The 18,046-nt window shown below is 65.0% G+C and carries 10 protein-coding genes; 7 read left to right on the top strand and 3 right to left on the bottom strand.

What is annotated here, in order from left to right; translation table 11 throughout:
• Positions 1-11 precede the first annotated feature (11 nt).
• The 3 genes from AC1DYQ_RS18575 to AC1DYQ_RS18565 are packed head-to-tail and all read right to left on the bottom strand — an operon-like array spanning position 12 to position 3,446.
• On the bottom strand, positions 12-1,433 hold the full coding sequence (locus tag AC1DYQ_RS18575) for an adenylosuccinate synthetase (protein ID WP_477688022.1): 1,422 nt from the start codon (positions 1,431-1,433) through the stop codon (positions 12-14).
• A gap of 22 nt (positions 1,434-1,455) precedes the next feature.
• Positions 1,456-2,433, bottom strand: coding sequence for a VWA domain-containing protein (locus AC1DYQ_RS18570; protein WP_477688021.1), 978 nt, complete (start codon positions 2,431-2,433; stop codon positions 1,456-1,458).
• A 38-nt stretch (positions 2,434-2,471) separates the two neighbouring features.
• On the bottom strand, positions 2,472-3,446 hold the full coding sequence (locus AC1DYQ_RS18565; protein WP_477688020.1) for a lipopolysaccharide kinase InaA family protein: 975 nt from the start codon (positions 3,444-3,446) through the stop codon (positions 2,472-2,474).
• A gap of 237 nt (positions 3,447-3,683) precedes the next feature.
• Between AC1DYQ_RS18565 and AC1DYQ_RS18560 the strand changes: the two genes are divergently transcribed.
• The 7 genes from AC1DYQ_RS18560 to pbpC all read left to right on the top strand — a co-directional run bounded on the left by AC1DYQ_RS18560 (position 3,684) and on the right by pbpC (position 18,018).
• Entirely contained in the window at positions 3,684-4,343 is a 660-nt protein-coding gene (locus AC1DYQ_RS18560; RefSeq protein WP_457279431.1) for a response regulator, read from the top strand.
• A 175-nt stretch (positions 4,344-4,518) separates the two neighbouring features.
• Positions 4,519-5,931, top strand: a complete 1,413-nt coding sequence (locus AC1DYQ_RS18555; protein WP_477688019.1) for an ATP-binding protein — start codon at positions 4,519-4,521, stop codon at positions 5,929-5,931.
• Positions 5,932-6,125: 194 nt separating this feature from the next.
• Positions 6,126-7,634, top strand: coding sequence for a DegQ family serine endoprotease (locus AC1DYQ_RS18550; protein ID WP_477688018.1), 1,509 nt, complete (start codon positions 6,126-6,128; stop codon positions 7,632-7,634).
• Positions 7,635-7,806: 172 nt separating this feature from the next.
• Positions 7,807-13,761 carry an alpha-2-macroglobulin family protein gene (locus AC1DYQ_RS18545; RefSeq protein ID WP_477688113.1) on the top strand — a complete coding sequence of 1,985 codons (5,955 nt, stop codon included), beginning with the start codon at positions 7,807-7,809 and terminating at the stop codon, positions 13,759-13,761.
• Entirely contained in the window at positions 13,758-14,963 is a 1,206-nt protein-coding gene (locus AC1DYQ_RS18540) for a serine hydrolase domain-containing protein (RefSeq protein ID WP_477688017.1), read from the top strand. Before AC1DYQ_RS18545 ends, AC1DYQ_RS18540 begins: the two co-directional genes overlap by 4 nt.
• Positions 14,960-15,673, top strand: a complete 714-nt coding sequence (locus AC1DYQ_RS18535; RefSeq protein ID WP_477688016.1) for a hypothetical protein — start codon at positions 14,960-14,962, stop codon at positions 15,671-15,673. Before AC1DYQ_RS18540 ends, AC1DYQ_RS18535 begins: the two co-directional genes overlap by 4 nt.
• The gene (gene pbpC / locus AC1DYQ_RS18530) at positions 15,670-18,018 is read left to right on the top strand and encodes a penicillin-binding protein 1C (RefSeq protein ID WP_477688015.1); all 2,349 of its coding nucleotides are present in this window, start codon (positions 15,670-15,672) and stop codon (positions 18,016-18,018) included. The genes AC1DYQ_RS18535 and pbpC overlap by 4 nt, the downstream gene beginning before the upstream one ends.
• Positions 18,019-18,046: the final 28 nt, after the last annotated feature.

The following is an 18,046-nucleotide window of genomic DNA, read 5'->3' as shown; positions in this document are numbered from 1 at the left end:
CCCTGGACGCGCTAGGCGCCGGTTATGGCGCGAACCACACTGAAGCTCGGCCCATAGCCGCCGTACAGAACCGGGCAGGCAGCGAGCGCCTGAAAACGCTCCACCAATGCCGACGCCGAGCGCAGCGGCGGGCCTTCATACACCGGCTGCGCTCTCGCCAGCAAAGCTGTCAGTCTCGACTGGTGCTGCAGGTCATGCCCGTTGCCGGGTAGCAGACGCTCAACCAGCCCGCTGCCACGTTCACGGCCTTCCCCATGGGCGATTCTTTGGCATAACAGGGCGTCGCCAGCCTCAGGTGCCGCTTCGTACGCGGTGCACAGGTTCACGCCGCCGCCAGGCAAGCCGGCGTCAAATACATCCAGGTGACTCAGTAGCAGGCCATCGAGCTTTCCAGTGATCTCCAGCGCATAACGCAGCAGCACCGCATCGGCATGCCCCCTGCGAAAACGCCCTTGCCAGCCGTCACCCGTGTTGTGGGGTTCCGCCAGCACATCGAGCGCAGCATCAAACGTGGGCAGGGGTCCGTTGCCGTGCCTTGTGAGATAGCTTCGCAAGATGCCCAGGTGCATGATGGGGCCGGTCAGCCCCAGATCGGCGGTCACCGACTCTACCGAGGCGGGATGGATGCTGCTCCAGGTCGTATGCGGATGAAAGCCATGCCATTCATCCAGCAGAACACCTTGTGCGCCTTCAAAGAGCACAGTGCCGCATCCCTGGAGTTCCCGGGCGATCTCCGGGCTCTGCGCGGGTTTGCATTGCCGGGCCAGTTCTGCCACGGAGGCGAGCCAGCGGGCGGACACACTGGCATCTCTCAGCAACCCTTGCTCTTGCTGCCACGCGGCTGGCTGCGTAGCCGGGCCGGCCGGTGCGTCAAACCCGGCCAGCAGGCGCCGCCGGATGGCTTCGAGCTTGTCGTGCGCGCGGGCCGGCGCCAGCAAGTCGCCATAGCACAGCACTTCGCCCGGATGCGCCAGTGCGTGGCGCACGGTTTCCCCCACGCCAACCCCGCAGGTACCGTGGCTGGCCGCGCCGCGCCGCAATTCGCGCAGCCGGCCGGCCGCCTGGTGAAACGGTGTGTTGATGCGGCAGCGCGCGTCAATGCGCAAACGCGCGAGCGCATCCGGGATCCCGAGTGCCTGCAACGCGGCATGCTCGACCAGCAAGGCCGTCGGATGCACTACCACCGGGCTGGCGAGGACGCTCAGGACGCCCGGCACCAGGGTGCCCGCGCAAAACTGGGAAAAGGTATGGTGCCGGCCGTCGGGCAAGACCACGTTGTGACCGGCCTGCGCGCCGCCGTTAAAACGCACTACCGCCCCGGCCTGCCACCGGCGGCACAGGAAATCGGTGAATAGCCCCTTGCCGCAGTCGCCAAAGCCAAGGCCTAGCAGCGACACCAGCCGGGACGGGGCCGCGCCACGACCGTTCAGCACACCCGCCACCGCCCGAAAGCGCTCAACCGAAAAGGCGCCGCCACCAGCTTGACCTGACCGGCGCCGCGCCGGTCGCCTGCGCATGCACGTGACGAATGCTGGACGGATCCAGGTGAGCAGCATAGGCATCCAGGCAACGCAAGACCGAGCCTGTGCGCTCGGGCGTGGCGCCGCTGGCCTTGAGGACGCGCGCCACAGCACCCAAATCCGGCAAGGCGCGCTCCGTCAGCCCGACGATGGCCGCCGCGACTGCGCATGCGTCTTCGGGAGACTCCATGCAGATGACGTTTTCTCCGAGCAGCTCGCGCCAGCGCTTTTCGCAGTTGCGCCGGCGCTCCAGGTCGGGGATCAGGAAAAACAGGTGGTAGTTTTCGGCGGCTGCCGCAATGACTTCCTCGATCGGGATGTCTTCATCCAGTTTTTCAGAGAAAAGGGCCTCCACCTGGTGCCGTGACACGGCCGGATAGGGAAGCTCGTCACCGGTCATGAACAGGTAGCCGCGCTTTTTTCGCTTGGCCCAGCAGTCCAGGTCGGTGTGCTGGGCAACGGTGTAGAAAGCCAGCTCGTAGCTTTCACTGCCCGAGCCGCCACCGCCTCCCTCCAGATAGCTCCAGGTCAGCCATTGGTCCATCAACTCGGCGGTGGATTCAAACTGACCCACCTGCAGCGGCGCCCGGTCAGATGTGGCGTCACCGATGGCCATGAACATCAGCTGCGGATCGGGGATGTTGCAATCGCCCAGCAGCTTCATGAACGTCGGCAGCTCCTGCTGCGCCAGGATGCGGGGGATGTCTCCCATCGAGCCGGTAACGTCCAGTGCGAACACGACGGCCAGCGACGCCGGGTGGTCGGCACTGTCGCGCGACTCCCGGACCTTGAGCCCGCGCGGGTCCATCAGCGCGTGGCAGGCCCGTTGGGTAAAGACCTCGGTGTGTGGGCTGGCAGATCGGTTGGCCACCATGGCCGCATGTGCCGCGTATGAATAATTTCCGTGTCCCATGAAGTCGGCTCCTCTTTTGGTAATTCAGTAATTCTGATTCAGTGCAGAGCGGACGCTGCAGTCGGGTGAAAAACGACAAAACGCGACACGCCAAAAGACTGCTCGGCCGCCTGACCCAGTTGCGCCAGCAACCCGCGCGCGCCATGCTGTGCGCACCAACGGGCATCTTCGCTGCCAGCCAGCAATAGCGCGGCCAGCGGCGCAGGGGTGGTTGCGGGCAGAGACGGCGGATGCTCGCCGCTGCCGGCCTGGCCGCTCAACAGCATGCGTATGCTCCACGCCAGCTGCATCAGGTCCTGCACCGCCCCATGCCCGCCATGCCGCGCCCGCGCCCAGCCAATCATCTGGACGCCATGGTTGCGCGGGTGCACGAGCAAATGCTCCGGGCACAGGTCGCCGTGCTGCCAGCTGTTGTCATGAAGATAGGCCAGCACCTCCAGCACACGCCGCCACATCCAGACGACATGGCGGGCATCCACGCCCGTTGGATGCCCACGCATGACGTCGGCAAGGCTGCCCCAGAATCCCGTGGGATGCCTGAGCGCCAGCGCATGCCGCTCGGGCGACGTGCCGTCCCGCGCGGTGCCTGAAGCAACGAGCTGCGGCAGGCGCTGGCTGAAGTAAGCCGAGCCTGCTGTTTTAAGCGCCTGCAATTGCCTGATGGTCTCCGCCTCTTGCTGCAGCACGGCAGATGCGCCGGCGTCACGCGCCAGCTTGAGCGTCACGCGCTCGCCGAAAGGATGCACGCGCTGCGCGAGAAAGACCTGCGACGACTCGCCGCCGCCCAGGCCGGCCAGCAGGCCATATTGCCGTTCGCCGACGGACACCACGCGCGCCGGGAGATCGACCGCCTGGTGCACCCGCAGCCAGGCTTCGTGAAACGAGGCGGCACGGATGGTTTCCGCGCCGCGGCTGACGGTGGCCCCGCAGTAGCTGCAGGTGACCGTGCGCCAATAAGCCGCACGCGGCAACGGTGCGGCGCATTGGGGACACATCAGGCTGACAAAGGGCATGGTGTAAACGTCATGTTGAACAAGGCGCCTGCCAGGGCAGTCACGGCTGCCGGAGTATGGCATGGCCCCGGGCGGGCCACTTGCGCTCCTCGCCGCGGTATGGCGGCTTTGCTTTTTTCGTTTAAGGCTGACATAAGCCTTGGCCAGGCATTGGCCGGATAATCCGGCCAATGGCCCCCAATGGCCCACCAGCTTGCGGGCTCCCCGGCAATTTTCTCCAAAACCGTACATCTTCCAATGCGATTACTGCTCGTTGAAGACGACGCCATGATCGGCGAGACCGTGCTGCAGGTGCTGCGCGGTGAGCACTATGCCGTCGACTGGGTGCGTGACGGCCGCATGGCCGACGAGGCCCTGAACAGCGAACAGTACGACCTGGTGCTGCTGGACCTGGGCCTGCCCAAACGCGACGGCCTGGAAGTGCTGCGCGCTTTGCGGGCTCGCCGCAACACCACCCCGGTGATGGTGGCCACGGCGCGCGATGCGGTCGGCGACCGCATCGCCGGGCTGGATGCCGGCGCCGACGACTATGTCGTCAAACCCTATGACACCGACGAACTGCTGGCACGCATCCGTGCGCTGATACGGCGCAGTGCGGGCCGGGCCGAGCCGGCGTTTGAACACAAGGGCGTAAGCCTGAACCCCGCCACGCGCGAAGCCAGCCTCAACGGCCAGCCGGTGTCGCTCTCGGCACGGGAATGGGCGGTGCTCGAACCGCTGCTGGCGCGCCCGGGCGTGGTGCTGTCACGCGCGCAACTCGAGGAAAAACTCTTCAGCTGGAAAGACGACATCAGCAGCAACGCGGTCGAGGTCTACATCCACGGTGTCCGTAAAAAACTTGGCAACGACGTGATCCAGACCGTGCGCGGCCTTGGATACTTGGTACCCAAACAATGACAACTCCCGCAGATCAAACACCAGCAGGGGCCGCGGAACCGGCTTTGCCGGGCCGCAGGCGCAGCGCCCCCTCGGGGGGCAGCGACCACACGAAGTGGAGAGCGTGGGGGCCTATTCAGCTCGGCAACGACGTGATCCAGACCGTGCGCGGCCTTGGATACTTGGTACCCAAACAATGAGGAAGCCGGCGAGTCACTCCCTGAGAAGAAGGCTGCTATGGTTCGTGCTGGCCGCCATCTTCCTGGCCGCCCTGCTGCAGGCGGCCACCGCCTATCGCGGCGCCTTGCAGCAGGCCGACGCGATGTTCGACGACCATTTGCAGCAAATGGCGCGCTCCCTGCGCAGCGGCATCCCGCTCAACATTCCCCTGGACGAAGCCGACGAGGACGACCGCTTCGAGGTCTATGTGCAGATCTGGGGCCAGGACGGCACACAGATATTCCGCTCGACCCGCTCAGCACTTCCGCCACGCGCAGTGCTCGGTTTTTCGGACGTCGAAGCGCACGGCAACCGGTACCGCGTCTACACCCTGCAGACTGCGTTGCAAACCGTGCAGATCGCGCAGGACCTGGACGCCCGCTCGGCGCGCGCCCGCACGCTGGCTGCGCGCGCCGTGCTGCCCTTTGCCTACCTCACCCCGCTGCTGATGCTGGCCGTGTGGTGGGTCATCAGCCGTTCGCTGGCGCCCATCGAGCGTGCCCGGCGGCAGGTGGCCGGGCGCCCGGCCGACGATTTGTCGCCGCTCGCCGACGACGGCCTGCCCGACGAAGTGCGGCCGCTGGTTGAAGAGCTGAACCTGCTGTTTGGCCGGGTGCGCGGCGCGTTCGAGGCGCAGCGGCATTTTGTGGCTGATGCGGCGCACGAACTGCGCTCGCCGCTGACGGCGCTCAAGTTGCAGGCACAGGCTCTTCGCCGAAACGACGAAGAGCCTGCCGCGCGGGAAGCCGCCATTGGCCGGTTGAACCAGGGCATAGACCGGGCGATACGGTTGGTCGAGCAGCTGCTGGTGCTGGCCCGCGAAGAAGCCGCCGGCACGGCACAAGCCGAAGCCGATTCAGGCCAGGCAGCACCTGCCGTTGCCACCCTGATTGACCTGCGCGATGTGGTGAAGCTGGCCGTGGCCGATGTATTGCCCCATGCCGGCCACAGGCAAATTGACCTGGGCCTGGCGGGCAGCGAGCCTCAGCAGCCTGTGCAGGTGAGGGGCCAGAGCGAGGCCCTGCGCATCCTGCTGCGCAACCTGCTGGATAACGCTGTCAAGTACACGCCGGTGGCGGGCCGGGTCGACGTGTCGCTGGACTTGCAGGACGGCCAGCCGGTGCTGACGGTGGAAGACAGCGGCCCGGGCATCGCCGCAGAAGACCGCCACCGCGTATTTGACCGCTTCTTTCGCGCCGCCAGCGTCACGGACACCGCGGGTGGGTCGGCTGGATCGGCGATCTCTCCGGAAACCGGCAGCGGCCTCGGGCTGGCCATCGTCAAGGTGATTGCCGAGCGGCACGGCGCGACGCTGCAGCTCGGCACATCGCAGTCCCTGGGCGGGCTGCGGGTTGAAGTCCACTTTCCGGTGAATGAAACCGCCGGTTAGCAGCCGTAACTTGCTACCATTTTAATAGCTGCTTGCGCCCGTCCATTTTGGGCTGCAGCCACTTTTCATCAAAATTCACGCCCGCAACGTGGCCCCTTCCGCCGTCGCGCAAACTTAAGCCCCGCCTAAGGCTGCCACCCCATAGTTGTACCCATCGGCACCGGTGTGTGCCCTCAACGCAAGGAAGCCCATCCATGAAATCTGAAGCATTGAAAAATACCCGGCTGGTCGCTGCGCTGCTGGCTGCGGGCGCCATCGGTGGCGCCGGCGTCAGTGCGCTTAATGCGGTGCACCCTGCCGCCACGGCAGCCGTCCCTCCGGCCATCACCGCCGGCACCACAGCCTCCGTGCCCATGGCCCTGCCGGACTTCTCGCAGATCACCGAACGCTACGGCCCGGCGGTCGTCAACATCAGCGTGACCGGCACCACCAAAGTACGAAACGACTCCCCGATGGCACAGGATGACGGCGATGACGACGACACGCCCTCCGGCGATCCGTTCTTCGAATTCTTCAAACGCTTTCAGCAGGGCCCGGGGGCCCGCGGCGGCCGCGGGGGTCCGCAGCAGGAAATGCCCACACGCGGCCAGGGTTCGGGCTTCATCGTCAGCCCCGACGGCATCATCCTGACCAACGCCCATGTGGTGCGCGATGCAAAAGAGGTCACCGTCAAGCTGACCGACCGGCGCGAATACCGCGCCAAGGTGCTGGGCGCCGACCCCAAGACCGACGTGGCCGTGCTGCGCATTGACGCCAAAAACCTGCCCGTGGTGACACTCGGCAAGATCAGCGAGCTCAAGGTCGGCGAATGGGTGCTGGCCATCGGCTCGCCCTTCGGTTTTGAAAACACCGTCACTGCCGGCGTGGTCAGCGCCAAGGGCCGTTCACTGCCCGACGACAGTGCCGTGCCTTTCATCCAGACCGACGTGGCCGTCAACCCGGGCAACTCGGGTGGCCCGCTGTTCAACGCACGCGGCGAAGTCGTGGGCATTAACTCGCAGATCTATACCCGCAGCGGCGGCTACCAGGGCGTGTCTTTCGCCATCCCGGTAGACGTGGCGGTCCGCATCAAAAACCAGATCGTGGCCACCGGCAAGGTCGAACATGCCCGCCTGGGGGTAGCGGTGCAGGAGGTCAACCAGTCCTTTGCCGACTCCTTCAAGCTGGACAAGCCCGAAGGCGCGCTGGTTTCAAGTGTGGAAAAAGGCGGCCCGGCAGACAAGGCCGGCCTGCAGTCGGGTGACGTGATCCGTGGCGTGAACGGCCAGCCCATCGTCTCCTCGGGCGACCTGCCCGCACTGATTGGCCTGGCAGCGCCCGGCGACAGCATCCGGCTGGACATCTGGCGGCAGGGCGCCGCCAAGGTGGTCACTGCCAGGCTGGCCAATGCCGACGAGAAGACGGCCCAGGCCGCAGCCAAAAAGGACACGCCCAACCAGGGCAAGCTGGGCCTGGCGCTGCGCCCGCTGCAGCCCGATGAAAAGCAGGAAGCCGGCGTGGACAACGGCCTGGTGGTCCAGCAGGCCAGCGGCCCGGCGGCAATGGCCGGGGTACAGGTTGGCGATGTATTGCTGTCCATCAACGGCGTTCCGGTGAAAAACATCGACCAGGTGCGCGCCACCGTGGCCAAAGCGGAGAAATCCGTGGCGCTTCTGATACAGCGGGGCGACAGCAAAATTTTTGTGCCGGTGAACTTCAGCTGAGCATCTTGACGCTGGGCCCTTCGATTTTTCGCTGAAGGCCCTCTGAAAATCACACCAGCGGGCTTCAGGCCCGCTTTTTTTTGGCCGGTTTTGCCCATTTCGCGGGACATTTTGTTACATCCAGATCGGCTACGCTTGGCCTCCCGAAGGAGAGGAAAACGTGAGCCCAACAATGAAAAAAGCCGCTTTGGCACTGATCGCGGCTGTCTCGCTGCATGCCCATGCCCTGCAAATCACCAGTCTTTCGCCGCAGGGCGAAGTCGCGCGTGTCAGGCAAATCGTCGCCAAGTTCGACGAAGGCGCCGTCAATTTCGGCGACCCCAAGGCACCGGCCCCGCTGTCACTGAGCTGCAGCGACGCGCAGGCCACCAAAGGCTCCGGCCGCTGGATCAATGAACGCGAATGGGCTTTCGAATTTGAAAACGACCTGCCACCCGGCGTAAGCTGTGCGGTGCAGGTGGTCAGCACTTTCAAGTCACCCAAAAGCCAGCCCGTGGGCGGCAACTCCTCCTACAAATTCAACACCGGCGGCCCCTTCATCCAGAACCTTCGCCCCGGCACCTACGAGCGCATCGACGAAGAGCAGTACTTCGTGCTGCAATTCAACGGCGCCGCCACACTGGCCAGCGTTCGCGAAAACGTCTGGTGCAACGTGGAAGGCCTGGGTGAACGTGTTCCTGTCAAGCTCATCGACGGTAACGAGCGCAACGAACTGCTCAAGTCGCTGGGCCTGGAAAAGGCCGCAGCCCAGGATCCGCTGCGCTACGCCACCCTGACCTGCAACCGGCGCCTGACATCGGCCGCCAAAGTGCAACTGGTGTACGGCAAAGGCGTCAGCACACCGAGCGGCATACCCAATTCGGTGGAAAAACGCTACAACTTCCAGGTACGTGAACCGTTTGCGGCCAGCTTCACCTGCGAACGCGAAAACGCCCAGTCGGCCTGCCTGCCGATGCGGCCCATGACCCTGAACTTCAATACCCCCGTGCCGCGCAAGCTGGCCGAGGCCATTCGCCTGAAGGGCGACAAGGACACGTTCAAGCCCGCCTTCGAGGAAGGCAACAGTGACGGCGACAGCCTGGTCAGCAACGTGACCTTCAAGCCGCTGTTTCCTGAACAGGGGCAATTCATGCTGGAGCTGCCCAGGAGTTTCAAGGATGCTTCGGGCCGCACGCTGCGCAATGCCGACAGCTTCCCGCTCAAGGTGGCTACCGGCTCCATGCCGCCACTGGCCAAATTCGCCGCCTCTCCCTTTGGTATCGTGGAACGCTTTGCCGAACCCAACACCAAACCGGGCGACCCGGCCCTGCTGCCCGTCACGCTGCGCAATGTCGAAGCCCTGCTGCCCGTGAAAGGGCTCACGCCCGGCGCGGCACCGGCCGGAAAGGTCAGCGACCTCCAGCCCCGCACCGACGCCGACATCATTGCGTGGTTCCGCAAGGTGCAGCGTTACGACGACTACCAGGTTTCGCGCAAGACGGCTGCGGCCGACATCAAGGGGCCCCTTCCCAAACCGCTGGAGTCACGCGACCGCGATTACGTGCAATCGCGCATGGTGTCGCTGCTGGCTGGCCAGGCCGGCGTGAAGACGCTGGACCTGCCCAAGCCCGCCGCAGGCAACGACCCGCGCCCGTTTGAAGTGGTCGGCATCCCGCTGGCACCCGGTTTTCATGTGGTCGAGATCGCTTCGCAAAAACTGGGCAGCTCGCTGCTCGACGAACGCTACGGCAACAGCCGGACCATGTATGTGCGCACTTCCGCCCTGGTGACCAACCTGGGTGTGCACTTCAAACTGGGCCGCGAAAACTCGCTGGCCTGGGTCACCACGCTCGACAAGGGCGCGCCGGTGGCAGGCGCCACCGTACGTGTCTCGGGCTGCAACGGCGCCGAAATCGCCAAGGCTGTCACCAACGCGCAGGGCATCGCCAATTTCAGCGGCCTGTCTTCCGAGCCTCCACGCTGCCCGGGTAGCGACTCCGCCAATGCCTATTTCGTGAGTGCGCGCAGCTCAGTGGCCGGCATTGAAGACCTGGCCTTCACCTGGAGCGACTGGCACAAGGGCATTGAACCCTGGCGCTTCAACGTGCCGACCAGCCGCGACCCCCTGCCCAACGAACGGGCCCACACGGTCTTTGACCGCACGCTGTTCCGTGCCGGCGAAACGGTGTCGATGAAACACCTGCTGCGCACCGAAACCAGCAAGGGTTTTGGCCTGCCCGAAGACTCACCCGCCACGTTGGTCATCACGCATGTCGGCAGCGGCCAGCAATACACCCAGCCCATCGCCTGGCGCAAGACCGCCACGGGCGGGCAAAGCGCCGAAAACACCTTTGCCATTCCGCCTGCTGCCAAGCTGGGCGTGTATGAAGTGCAGCTCAAGGGCGACCGCGGCAGCCGCGAGCGCAGTTTTTCCAGCGGGCAGTTCCGTGTGGAAGAGTTCCGTTTGCCGGTGCTGGAAGGCCGCATCAATCCTTCCGACAAAAAACCACTCGTCAATGTGAAGTCCGTGCCAACCGACGTGCAGATCAACTATGTGGCGGGCGGCGGCGCCGTGGCCCTGCCCGTACGGGTGTCCGCGCTGGTGCGCGGCAAGTCCCTGAGCTACAGCGATTTCGACGAGTTCAATTTCTCGCCGCCCAGCAGCGGCCGCGGCACCGCCGGCAACCAGGGCGAAGAGGAAAGCACCTCGTCGCAGGACCAGCGTGTGATTGCCGACAAACTGCCGCTGACGCTGGACCGCAATGGCGCCGGCAAGCTCACCATCAACGACATCCCCGAGCGCAGGCAGCCGCAGGAGCTGCTGATGGAAGCCACCTATGCCGACCCGAACGGCGAAGTGCAGACCATCCGCAGCACTTCCACCGTCTGGCCGGCGGCCGTGGTGGCGGGCATCAAGACTGAAGGCTGGGTGTCTTCCAGCCAGAAGATCAAGTTCCAGGCGCTGGCGCTTGACCTGACAGGCAAGATCGCCCCTGGTGTCTCGCTGGAGGTCAAGGCCGTGGCGCGCATCACCACCACCAGTCGCAAGCGCATGGTGGGCGGCTTCTACACCTACGACAACAAGACCGAGATCAAAGACCTCGGCAGCGTCTGCAGCGGCAAGAGCGATTCGCGCGGATTGCTGCTGTGCGAGACCAAGCTCGGCGAACCCGGCGAGGTCGAACTCATCGTGACGGCCAAGGACAAGGACGGCAACACCATCCAGGCCGCCAGCAATGTGTATGTCACCCGCCAGGGTGAACTCTGGTTCGGCGGTGAAGACCACGACCGCATGGACGTGCTGCCCGAGAAGAAAAGCTACCAGCCCGGCGACACCGCCAAGTTCCAGGTGCGCATGCCCTTCCGGTTTGCCACGGCACTGGTCGCCGTTGAGCGTGAAGGCATCGTCGAAACCCAGGTGGTACAGCTCAACGGCCAGGATCCGACAGTGAACCTGCAGATCAAGGAAGGCTGGGGCCCCAATGTGTACGTGAGCGTGCTGGCCCTGCGCGGCCGGCTGCGCGAAGTGCCCTGGTACAGCTTTTTCACCTGGGGCTACAAGGCACCACGTGAATGGTGGACATCCTTCTGGTATGAAGGCCGTGAATACGTCGCGCCTACCGCGCTGGTGGACCTGAGCAAGCCGGCCTTCCGCCTGGGCGTGGCTGAAATACGTGTCGGCACCAAGGCGCACCAGCTCGACGTCAGCGTGAAGACCGACAAGGAAAGCTACGCAGTGCGCAGCCAGGCCAAGGTAACCATTACCGCCAAGCTGCCCAATGGGCAGCCGGCCGCCAATGCCGAAGTGGCGCTGGCTGCGGTGGACCAGGCCTTGCTGGAGCTGATGCCCAACAGCAGCTGGAACCTGCTGGACGCGATGTTGCAGCGCCGCGCCTGGGGGGTGGAAACCTCGACCGCGCAGATGGAAATCATCGGGCGCAGGCATTTCGGCCGCAAGGCTGTGGCAGCCGGCGGCGGCGGCGGGCGAAGCAACACGCGCGAACTGCTCGACACCCTGCTGCTGTGGAACCCGAAGGTGCAACTGGACGCCAACGGCCAGGCCGTGGTGATGGTGCCGCTCAACGACGCGTTGACTACCTTCAAGATTGTGGCGGTGGCTGACGCAGGCACCGGCCTCTTCGGCACGGGCCAGACCAGCATCAAGGCCACACAGGACCTGCAGATCATCAGCGGCCTGCCGCCACTGGTGCGCGAAGACGACCAGTTCCGCGCACAACTGACGCTGCGCAACACCACCAAGGTGGCCATGAAGGTGGAAGTGAGCCCGCGCGCCACGATGCTGGACCTGAAACCGCAAATGGTGGACATCCCCGCAGGCGAAGCGCGGGAGGTGGCCTGGATGGTCACCGCACCGGCGCAGCTCGCGTTCACACGCGCAGAAGCCATCCTGTGGGAAATCGAAGCCAAAGACACGATCAGCGGCGCACGCGACGGCCTCAAGGCGCGCCAGCGCATCATCCCGGCCGTGCCACTGACCGTGCAGCAAGCGACACTGGTGCAGGTAGACGGCAGCTTCACGCTGGACGTGAACCCGCCGGCCGACGCCCTGCCCGGCCGCGGCGGCCTGAAGATGTCGCTGCAGCCGAAACTCGCAGAAGGCATGGACGGTGTGCGCGATTATTTCGCGATGTACCCTTTCATCTGCCTCGAGCAAAAAACCAGCAAGTCGGTGGGACTGCGCGACAGCAAGCTTTGGCAGACCGTGCTGGCACAACTGCCCAGCTACCTGGACAGTGATGGCCTGGCCAACTACTTCCCGCCGCGCGACGGCGAAGCAAATCGCGGCAGCGATGCATTGACGGCCTACCTGCTGGCCGCCACGCACGAAGCCTCCGGCATCAACCCGGCATTTGCCCTGCCCGACGATGCGCGCGCCCCCATGGAGCGCGGCCTGATCGCGTTTGTAGAAGGCCGTATCCAGCGCGAGTTCTGGAGCCCGCGCAAAGACCTTGACGTGCGCAAGCTGGCCGCGCTGGAAGCGCTCTCGCGCTACGGCAAGGCGCAGGGCCGCATGCTGGGCAGCATCACGATTGCGCCCAACCAGTGGCCCACGCACGCAGTGATCGACTGGCTCAACATCCTGAAACGCGTGGCCGATGTGCCGCAGCGTGAGCAGCGCATCGCCGAGGCCAACCAGGTGCTGCGTTCGCGCCTGTCCTTCCAGGGCACCAAGCTGGTCTTCAGTACCGAGAAGGACGACTACTGGTGGTGGCTGATGACCAACGGTGATGTGAACACCGCGCGCCTGATGCTGGCCGTGATGGACGACCCTGCCTGGAAAGACGACATGGGCCGCCTGGCCAACGGCTTTATCGCGCGCCAGCAAAAAGGCGCCTGGCACACCACCACAGCCAACCTGTGGGGCGGCCTGGCACTCGACAAGTTCTCGGCCAAGTTTGAAGCCACGCCGGTAGCGGGTGTGACCAAGGCGACGCTGGCAGCGGCAGCCGCCAGCGTGGCGAGCGTGGACTGGGCCAAGGTCGACCGCGTCAAGACCACCGATGCAGCCGGCGCACCCAACCAGACCACCTTCTTCGGCGCACCGGCCTCGCCCGGCAACCTGCGCAACAACAGCATGTTCCTGCCCTGGGGCAGCGCAGCGAAGGACACGTTGACCGTGACGCATCAAGGCCCCGGAAAGCCGTGGCTCACGCTGCAGTCCATCGCGGCCATCCAGCTGAAGGCGCCTTTCAATGCCGGTTACCAGATCAAGAAAACGATCACCCCGGTGGAGCAGGCCGTCAAAGGCATCTACACGCGCGGCGACGTGATCCGCATCACGCTGGAAGTCAACGCCAGCGCCGACATGACCTGGGTCGTCATCAGCGACCCGGTGCCGGGCGGCGCAACGATCCTGGGTGGCGGTCTTGGCCGTGATTCCGAAATCGCCACCAGCGGCGAAAAGAAAACCGGCGCAGGCTGGCCGGCGTTTGAAGAGCGCAGCTTTGAGGCCTTCCGCAGTTATTACGAATACCTGCCCAAGGGCGTGGTGAAGATGGAATACACCGTGCGCCTGAACAACGTCGGCGACTTCGCGCTGCCGCCTAGCCGGGTCGAGGCCATGTATGCGCCCGAGATGTTCGGCGAGTCGCCGAATGCACGGGTGAAGGTGGAAGTCGCGAAATGATCCAGCGCCGCGCCGTAGCCGCCGCACTCGCCGCAGGCATTGCCCTGCCGCGCGGGGCGGCCGCGGCCGCCGCCGACTGGCAGCAACGCTTCGCTTACCCGACGGGCTGGGGCGGCAACCGCAACTGGACCGACAAGGACTACCGCATTGGCAATTATTCCGGCGGCTACGAAGCCATGCTCCGGGCGCGGCCCATCGCCGCGCCCGCACAGGCTTCCACGCTGAAGGCGGCATCGGCCGAAAGCCTCAAGGCATTCGCTCCCATTGCGGAATCGGCGGCGGACTACCTCAAGGCCTGGCCCGTGACGGGCCTGCTCATCGCGCGCAAGGGTACGGTGCTGCTGGAGTCCTACCAGTTCGACCGCAAACCCGACATGCGCATGACGAGCTGGTCCATGGCCAAGAGCGTGACGTCATTGCTGCTGGGTATCTGCCTGGACCGAGGCCTGATCCGTTCCATGGACGACACGCCGCAGATGTACGTTGACGAACTGAAGGGAACGCTGCACGGCGGCATTGCCCTGCGCCACCTGGCCAATATGTCCAGCGGCGCGGCCGTCCTGCACGACCGCGACAACCCCACCATCTACCCGCGCGCCTTCCTCGGCAGCGGCAGCGACCTGGAGGCCGTGGTGCGCAGCTGGAATGCGGTGCAGGAGCCGCCCGGCACACGCTACAACTACAACGAACTGTGCCCACTGACCATCGGCATGGTCATCCGCCAGGTCACCGGCAAACCGCTGGCAGCCTTTTGCGAAGAAGCCCTGTGGCAGCCGCTGGGCGCAGAGGGCAACGCCGGCTGGCTGTGCGACAGCAAAGGCAAGGAGTTCAACTGCATAGGCTTTGGCGCACGGCTGCGCGACTGGGCGCGGCTGGCGCAGTTGATCGCGCAGGACGGCATCATGGAAGGCCGCCAGGTCGTCAGCAAGAAGTGGATAGACGAATGCGCCTCATGGTCGGCCGCCGATGCGCAGGTCCGGCACGGCACGGCCATGCGCGGCTTCGGCTACAAGAATTTCTTCTGGCATCCCAAGGCCGACGGCAGCTGGATGATGATGAATGGCCACCACGGACAGCGCGTGCTGGTAGACCGCGTGACGCAGACCGTGCTGGTGCAGACCGCGGTGGAATCCGAGGGGCCGTGGCAAGCGCAGCTGTTCCAGCTCTTCAACGCGGCGACGAAGATTGGGTTGCCGGCATGAAAAAGACTGGAGGCGTCAAAGTGAAACTTGCCCTTTATGCATTCATGCTCCTGGGCGCCAACCTGGCCCTTGCACAGTTCAGCACGCCTGCCGAGGGTGAATACGTGATCAGTGACGGTGCATCGGGCACGCTGCGGGTTCAGCCGCGCGGAAAGTTCGCGATAGAGACCACGGGAGCCAACGCACACGTATGCGACCTGGACGGCGTTATCGTCGATGGCAAGTCGAAGATCGGGAAATCCGCATGCCAGGTGAGCTTCAAGACCGAGGGCCAGGATGTCAAGGTCTCAACCAACGGCGCCGACGCATGCCGCGATTTCTGCGGCATGCGGGCATGGTTTGAGGGGACGTACCGCAAGCCTGAGCCTCTTTGCGTGCGCAAGAGCATTAATGAGTCGAAGAAGAATTTCAAGAAGAGTTATGTGGCGAAAGACTACGCTGCCGCTTTGGCTGTGATCCAGCTTGTTGCAACGCAGTGCAAGCCATTCCTCTATTGGATTGAATCGGCCTGGGTATTGAACGACCTTGCTCTCACCCAATTCAAACTGGGTGATCGTGCGGCCTGCATCAAGACTTTGCAAGGCCTCGCGCCTGACGCCGCAAAGTCTGACGATGAAATCAAGGGGAGCTACCCTCCTAGCGATTCAGAGGCCTATCTGCCGGTGGTGCAAGCCACCCGGACCAACCTGAGACTTTGCACAAAGAAATGAATCGCGAGCCGAAACGCATTTTCACAAGCTTGACGCTGGCCCTCGCTCTGGCGGGCGGGGCGATAACGCCTGCCCACGCCGTCGCCACCTTCGACGAAGTCAAACGCGACTTCCGCCCCTCCGACACGCTCATCCTCGACCGCAGTGGTGAAGTCATCCAGCGCCTGCGCACCGACAGCGCCGTGCGGCGCGGTCAGTGGGTGGCCTTGCCTGATGTGTCGCCTGCCCTGCGCACGGCGCTGGTGCTGAGTGAAGACAAGCGCTTTTATGAGCACAGCGGTGTGGACTGGCGCGCTGTCTCTGCAGCGGCCTGGGGCAATCTGTGGAACACCAAAACCCGCGGCGCTTCGACCCTCAGCATGCAGCTGGCCGGACTGCTCGACGAGGACTGGCGCGCCGGTGCGGGTGGCCGCAGCATGGCGCAAAAGGTGGGGCAGACCGTGTCGGCCCAGGTGCTGGAAGCACGCTGGCGCAAGGACCAGATCCTGGAGGCATACCTGAACCTCGTGCCGTTTCGCGGCGAACTTGTCGGTATCGACGCACTGAGCCGCACGCTGTTCGGCAAGGCCGCCCACGGTCTGGATGAGCGCGAGGCCGCGATCGCCGCCGCGCTGGTGCGTGCCCCCAATGCCAAAGCCGTGCAGGTTTCGCAGCGGGCCTGCGGGGTGCTCAAGGTCATGCAAGCCCCCATGCTTGTCGCTTCGCGTGCTGCGCCGCCCCCCGGAGGGGCTGACCTTGCTCGAGGCGGCCTTTCGCGGCAGTCGCAGGCGCCCGCCAAGACCGATTGCGAGGGGCTGGACCTGCTCGCCACCGCCGCACTGCAGCGCAAGGCGTTTGACCCGAGTGAAGGCGTGGCGCCACACCTGGCGCGCCGGCTGCTCGCGGCCCAGGCCGATACCCCCGGCGGTACAGGCGTGCCCCGCACGCTGGTTTCCACCGCACGCGCGCCGCTGCAACGTTTTGCCGTGCAGACATTGACCCAGCAGCTGCGCGAGCTGCGCGGCCGCCACGTGGAGGACGGCGCCATTGTCGTGCTGGACAACGCCACCGGCGAAGTGCTGGCCTGGGTGGGTTCGTCGGGTGAACTGAGCGGCGCGGCCGAAGTCGACGGCGTGATGGCGCTGCGCCAGCCAGGCTCCACGCTCAAGCCGTTTTTGTATGCAGAGGCCATTGCCGAGCGCCGCATCACTGCAGCGTCGCTGCTCGAAGATTCGTCCTCGCAGATCCAGACCGCCGGCGGGCTCTACATTCCGCAAAACTACGACCGCCAGTTCAAGGGCCTGGTGTCGGCCCGCACCGCGCTCGGTGCTTCGCTGAACGTGCCGGCCGTGCGTACGCTGGTGATGGTGACGCCCGATGCCTTTCACAAACAGCTCAAGGCCGTGGGCCTGCCGCTCAAGGAGTCGGGTGACTATTACGGCTACAGCCTGGCGCTGGGCAGCAGCGAGGTGTCTTTGCTGTCGCTCACCAACGCCTACCGCACCCTGGCCAACGGCGGGCGCTACAGCGCGCCTTCGCTGGTAAAGAACCCCAAGCCCCAGTTCAAGCCGGCACTGGACGCCCGCGCAGCCTTCATCGCCACCGACATCATGGCCGACCCGATGGCGCGCGCCCGCACCTTCGGCACCGACAGCATCCTGGCCACCCGCTTCTGGAGCGCCGTGAAAACCGGCACCAGCAAGGACATGCGCGACAACTGGGCCATGGGCTTTTCACAGCGCTACACCGTGGGCGTGTGGGTGGGCAACGCCAGCGGCGCGCCCATGTGGGACGTGAGCGGCACCACAGGCGCCGCCCCCATCTGGGCCGCGATGATGAATTACCTGCACAAGACCGAACCCAGCCGCGTGCCGCTGCCACCTGCCGGCCTGGTGCAAAGCCAGACCCGGTTTGGCAACCAGGGCGGCACGCCGCTCGAAGCGTCCCGCAACGAATGGTTCCTGAAAGGCACGGAGCAAACGGTTTTTGCTATGAATTCAGGAGCTGCTGGCGCTCGTCCTGAAAGGGCTGCAGCCAAAAATGGCTTAAAAAAGCCGGCTACCGAGCCCGACGCCCCGCCCCGCATCACCGCCCCAGCCTCCGGCACCATCATTGCGCTGGATCCGGACATCCCGCCCAAACACCAGCGCGTCAGCTTCAGCGCCGAAGGCCGCGGCACCCGCTGGCTGATGGACGGCAAGGAGTTTGCGCGCGGCCCGCAAGCGCAATGGATGCCCTGGCCGGGCCGGCATGTGGTGCAGCTGGTCGATGCCGGCGGCAAGGTGGCCGACGAGATCAGGCTCGAAGTGCGCGGTGCCGGTGTGCGCGAAGCCAGCGTCCGCGGCGGCGCGACTGCGGCACGTTGATCTTTCCGGCGCCGGCATCCGACAACGC

It is taken from the genome of Polaromonas sp. P1_F4 (assembly GCF_056405675.1).
Note: the sequence above shows the minus strand (reverse complement) of the source record. Positions and strands in the feature narration are given on the sequence as shown.

Bases quoted from the DNA above. Each gene is read 5' to 3' on its own strand.
- AC1DYQ_RS18560 (WP_457279431.1), top strand. From the start codon at position 3,684: ATGCGATTACTGCTCGTTGAAGACGACGCCATGATCGGCGAGACCGTG.
- AC1DYQ_RS18545 (WP_477688113.1), top strand. From the start codon at position 7,807: ATGAAAAAAGCCGCTTTGGCACTGATCGCGGCTGTCTCGCTGCATGCC.
- AC1DYQ_RS18540 (WP_477688017.1), top strand. From the start codon at position 13,758: ATGATCCAGCGCCGCGCCGTAGCCGCCGCACTCGCCGCAGGCATTGCC.
- AC1DYQ_RS18550 (WP_477688018.1), top strand. From the start codon at position 6,126: ATGAAATCTGAAGCATTGAAAAATACCCGGCTGGTCGCTGCGCTGCTG.
- AC1DYQ_RS18570 (WP_477688021.1), bottom strand. From the start codon at position 2,433: ATGGGACACGGAAATTATTCATACGCGGCACATGCGGCCATGGTGGCC.
- AC1DYQ_RS18555 (WP_477688019.1), top strand. From the start codon at position 4,519: ATGAGGAAGCCGGCGAGTCACTCCCTGAGAAGAAGGCTGCTATGGTTC.
- AC1DYQ_RS18535 (WP_477688016.1), top strand. From the start codon at position 14,960: ATGAAAAAGACTGGAGGCGTCAAAGTGAAACTTGCCCTTTATGCATTC.
- pbpC (WP_477688015.1), top strand. From the start codon at position 15,670: ATGAATCGCGAGCCGAAACGCATTTTCACAAGCTTGACGCTGGCCCTC.
- AC1DYQ_RS18565 (WP_477688020.1), bottom strand. From the start codon at position 3,446: ATGCCCTTTGTCAGCCTGATGTGTCCCCAATGCGCCGCACCGTTGCCG.